Below are 5,197 nucleotides of genomic sequence, written 5' to 3'. Positions count from 1 at the left end.
ATTAGCGTGGCAGTCTATCCAAGTCGGAAATAATAACTATAGCGTCGATGATGCCCGCCGTTACTGGGAAATTGCTGCAAAAGCTAACCCAGAATCGCTTTTATATAATAACGCTTTGGGATTTGCTTACTACACTGAAGGTGATCTAAATCGAGGTAATGATTCTTGGTTTAAGGCTTTGAATTTAGCTCTCAAAGAGCAGAACACAGACTCAACATCTACAAAGACAGCAGTACCTCAAGATGCTTTAACTTCTTATGCTGGTTTAGCTCTGGGACTGTATAAATCTGCACTGAGTCAATCTAATGGTAAGCAGACACAATATTTGAAGGAAGCGATCAAGTTGCGACAATTGGTAATTAAGTCTGATCCTGTAAATTTCCAAGTAGATAAATTAGCTAAAAATTGGCTGTGGACGGAGAAGGCGATCGCAGATTGGCGATCGCTCCTTCAGGAGAAAGGTGAAGAACAGTAATCGTAATTTGTTGCAAGTGAAAAGGGCGGTTAGAAACTGCGTCTACACAGGCAAAACCCACCTCCTTGGGTTTCAAACCCTCAATTCTTTCTTAGTCCGCGCAGGCGAACTTTGTTTGTATAGCCGCGAATTTCATTCGCCAGGGCTTTTATTTATTACCTTGAAACTGCTTAATAATATTGCTAATTAAAGGCAACTGTTCCAGTACCATTTTTGTTAAATCTACAAAAGATTTCTCAGAAAGGCGGTTATCTTGACGTAGTTGCAGAACGCCGATTAAGACGATAAATATTGCTGTACCAATAATTGCTAAAGCTAAATAATGAAATGGTAGAGAACCACCAAAGAATGCAATTAAACAAAATACAACTACAAAGACAAATAAATAGAACATTCCATTTCTAAATGCAAACGGAAGTGTAACCTGCACTTCTGGTTTAGAATTATCTTCCTGTTTAGATGGTTCTATCATAAAATTATTCTCTTGCTTTAATGGCTGAATTACATTAACTGTTCCGACATTCCCCCCAATTGTTACCGAGGGATTAGGAAGAAAATCACCACTCGTTTGCTGTTCTGCTTTCACTAACTCCCTTCTGTCCATCACATCATCAATTAAGCTCAAAACATTCGCTTTTTTAAAGCTAATATCACATTCAATATCATATCTTTGATGATCAAGGCGATTTCTTAAATTTTCAAGTTTATAAAAGTGTGGCTTTTGGTTATCTTTGCATGTGTCGCAATTACAGGGGATTAACTTGTCGTACTTGAGTCGCTTGTACAAGCCATGAATTTTATCAAGTTCATGTGTAACTATGGTCATCAAATCTCTTTTGTGACGACCTGAGACTCGAATCTTAATCTCCCGCTTGCCGTAATATTCAATCACCTCCGCTTTAGCCTGGTCTTTGCTAAGAACGACGCCGCTTTTCCAGACACACTGTTGTTCATTAATCAACTCATGCATGACAACAATGAACTGGGTGATGATCCCCTTGGGCATGAACTCGTAAGTGTAACGCAGAATCAGGTTGTTGGTTTCATCCCATTTATAGGAGGGTTGATTAGCAGATAGCAGTTGTGGGGCAATATACTTTCCTTGGCTTCTAGGAATTTCGTAGCACAGTTTGAAGTTGATCATCAAACGCAATAGTTCATCATGCATCCTAGCGTATTGATCTTCACACCAGATATTTGCTAAATCAGACCGTGTGAAACTGCCCAGGTTGCGAATCACGTTTTCATTATCCAGCACTTTGTAGACTGCATGAGTTCCCCACTTTGGCTTAAGGATGACGGTCTTGTTCAAAAGTGGGTCTTCCTGGAAGTGCAAGGATACTCCCAAATCGTGCAGATAGCTGCTCAACTGCAATTTGTCATTTATTTGGGTGAACCCATTTTGTTGGCAGATGTTCAGGTATTCATCCAAGCGGATGTAATTGCGTGCGTCACTCTCCAAAGCTTCCCGGACTCTAACCCAGGTTTTTGGGAGCGGACTGCCAATATGGGGTAGGTTTTTAATATAATGCTTGATTTGTTCTAAAACTTGTTCTAAACCTCTATTGTCAGCAAGGTTTGTTGGTAAAGTCTCCTTCAAATTACTAAACTGTCCCCGTAATTCACGTTCATTGATTTCTCGGTGGCGGTTTTGCTTCTCATTTTTGATCATTAGCAGTGGACTGTTATCGCTTAACAGTTCCACGACATTCAACCAGTAATAAAAATCCGTGTCTTCCTTGCGGGTATCTGCCACTAAAAGGTAAAGGGAACGCTTGGTGAGGAAAAACTGGTGAGTTGCATGATAAATCTCTTGCCCACCAAAATCCCAAATATTGACTCGAAATTCTCGCCTATTTTCCATTGGGAAGTGCCACTGGATTACCTCAATTCCCTTCGTAGAGTCTTCCTCTCGAAGTTTATAATTTTGGTCTTCAATTTTCTTCGCCAGTGTTGTCTTTCCTGCTCCTCCTTCGCCGACAATTAGTAACTTTGCTTCATACAGATAATTTATTCCCTCTACTTCCATCTGTCGGAAATAATTCTGAATTGCCTCAATACCTTTTACAACAACTTCTGGCGGTGGCTTTTTAATGGGGTTGTCCGTTAAATCCAGGGTTTTGAGTTGTTTCAATGAGGTGATGTCTGGTAGCGTAGTTAATCTGTTACCTTTTAAATATAGCTCAGTAAGGTTTTCTAGGTGGGTGATGCCTTCTGGCAGTGTGGTTAATCGGTTGTAACTTAAATCTAGGATAGTGAGGCTCGGCAGGCAGGTGATGACTTGTGGAAACTTGCTTAATATATTGTTCTTTAAAATCAGGATAGTAAGTTGTTTTAGCTGAGTGATGTCTTCTGGCAGCGTGGTTAATTTGTTGTTGTTTAAAAGCAGTCTCTCAAGGGATTTTAGCCGGGTTATGACTTTTGGAAACTTGGTTAAACCGTTACCTTCTAAATCCAGGGTGGTGAGGGATTTTAGGTGGGTGATAGCTGTTGGTAACGTGGTTAATTTATTAAAGCTTAAAACTAGATTGGTGAGGCGTGGCAAGCCGATGATCTCTTCTGGAAAATTGGTTAAACTGTTGTTGCTTAAAGTCAGCTCAGTAAGTTTTTGCAGGCGGGTGATCTCTTCTGGAAACCTGGCTAATTTGTTAGCTGTTAAATTTAAGGTAGTAAGGTGTTGAAGATGAATGATGTTTGCTGGTAACGTGGTTAATTGGTTATGGCTTAAATTCAAATCCTCCAACCATTCCAGTTCAAATACCTCAACAGGAATGTCTGTTAATTTTTCCTTTTCATTAGTATGCCAATTATTGCTTAAATCTAATTTTTTAAGCCGTTTATCTTTCGCTTCTCGGATTTTTTCAAGGAAATGTTGAGGCATATCCACCATACTGAGGTTCACCTGTCAACTAAAATTATATGTAATGCTCTAGATTCGCTGGACAATCTCACATTTAGTAACATTTTGCACTAATTCCAACAACCACCACAGGTTAGAAACATATCGCTGATAGCGAAAGTCCTCTTAAAAGGACTAAATTTTTTTTAGACTTAGGTTTTAGTCTACTTGAGTGGCTTTGGCTATTGGTTGCTAGAACTTCGAGTTACAGGCGATCGCGGGTGCTAATTGAGAATGCTGCAAGATATCAAAGCAACCTACTATCCTGTGTAGTACTACATGAGCGCTAATGATTTTTACGGAATCTAAAAAGAATTTATCATTACCAATGGCTCAGATTTGCTTGTAAACGAGTCTTTAATACTCATTAATGGGGCTATGAATTTCGTTAATGAATCTTTGATACTCGTGAATGAGTCTTTAATACTCGCGGACGAGTCTTTGATACTCGTGGACGAGTCTTTGATACTCGCGGACGAGTCTTTGATACTCGCGGACGAGTCTTTGATACTCGTGAATGAGTCTTTGATACTCGTGGACGAGTCTTCGATACTCGCGGACGAGTCTTTGATACTCGCGGACGAGTCTTTGATGACTCTTTTACTTTTTTAGCCCTTGTTTACGCGACTTCTCCAGTCCGAAAAATCTGTTCAGCAGTTAAATTCAACTCTGGGAACGCTGGCGACTGAATGCGATCGCTTCCCCTAAATTGCCTAACTTGATACTCACCTTCAATTAATTGGTAAATCGAGATAGTTGGTTGTTTAGGATTGCCAATAAAGCGTCTACCACCTAAACCAAGATAGTCTACAATCCAATATTCAGGTATTCCAACCTCCTCGTATTTACCTGCTTTAGTAAAATAGTCGTCTCGCCAGTTGGTACTCACTACTTCAATTACTAAAGGAATTGATGCCGCTTGGCTTACAGTAGATTCTTTTTTCCACAGAGGTTCATTTACTAAATTAGAGTTATTCAACAACAGTACATCTGGTGAGTAAGCTGCTTCGCTCTGATTCGGTTTAATAAATGCTGTTTTGGGGATGAAATAAGGGAGTTTTAAACGTTTGTATTCTGTAACTATTTCCCCAACTAAAAATCCAACAATCTGTTCATGTTCACCTGTGGGAGGAGCCATTTCAACAATTACTCCGTCATGCAGTTCATAGCGTCGTTGTGAGTTTTCTGGATACCAAGCGATAAATTCATCAAATGTTACTAGTTTGCGTAAGGTTTGAGTCATACTTTACCCTTTGTTAATTTAAAATGAAAGGCAGAGTCTCATGAATTGCGTTACCTGTCAAATCCAGGAAACGAAAAATTATATAATTTCCTGGGGGTAAAAATGGAAACAAAAAAATTGCGATGGCTCCGCCAACGCCAAGGGCGAACGCATATAGGAACAGATGGGATATTGCACATTCAGACACCCACTGATTATAAAGATACATCTGTAGAAGTACTGGTAGTTGTGCAGCCCTTAGATAAAACAGACCTTGCACCATGCGATAACACTGTACTGCAATATAACGCTTGGGGAAAGCCGACGACAAAAAAATCGATTCAAGAAGCAATTGCCAAAATGCAACAACTGCGGCAAGAAGTAGCTTTAGATAAAACCTCAATCCGCGAAATGCTTGAAGAGGGACGAAGATTTTAATGCAGTTTGTTTTGGATTGTTTTGTAGCAATTAGCTGGTGTTTGGTGGATGAAAACGATGATTATGCTAATGCCATACTGGCAATGATGCCAGATTCTAAAGCTTTTGTACCAGGAATTTGGTCGCTGGAGATTGCGAATACCCTTATTGTGGCTGAACGACG

At 39.8% G+C, this 5,197-nt stretch carries 3 protein-coding genes and 1 pseudogene; 2 read left to right on the top strand and 2 right to left on the bottom strand.

What is annotated here, in order from left to right; all coding sequences use genetic code 11:
- A pseudogene (locus tag VE944_RS30415) lies at positions 1–475 on the top strand (heterocyst differentiation protein); the annotation flags it as partial.
- Positions 476–623: 148 nt separating this feature from the next.
- Here the strand turns inward: VE944_RS30415 and VE944_RS30410 are convergent.
- Both VE944_RS30410 and VE944_RS30405 read right to left on the bottom strand, forming a co-directional pair.
- Entirely contained in the window at positions 624–3,365 is a 2,742-nt protein-coding gene (locus VE944_RS30410; RefSeq protein ID WP_324986368.1) for a COR domain-containing protein, read from the bottom strand.
- A 628-nt stretch (positions 3,366–3,993) separates the two neighbouring features.
- A complete protein-coding gene (locus VE944_RS30405; RefSeq protein WP_324986365.1) occupies positions 3,994–4,617 on the bottom strand; it encodes a Uma2 family endonuclease in 624 nt (207 codons plus the stop codon).
- A gap of 102 nt (positions 4,618–4,719) precedes the next feature.
- Between VE944_RS30405 and VE944_RS30400 the strand changes: the two genes are divergently transcribed.
- Positions 4,720–5,034, top strand: coding sequence for a hypothetical protein (locus VE944_RS30400; protein WP_324986362.1), 315 nt, complete (start codon positions 4,720–4,722; stop codon positions 5,032–5,034).
- Positions 5,035–5,197 lie beyond the last annotated feature (163 nt).

Source organism: Nostoc sp. (genome assembly GCF_035638895.1).
Lineage (GTDB): Bacteria > Cyanobacteriota > Cyanobacteriia > Cyanobacteriales > Nostocaceae > Nostoc.
This window is presented reverse-complemented; position numbering and strand designations above follow the sequence as displayed.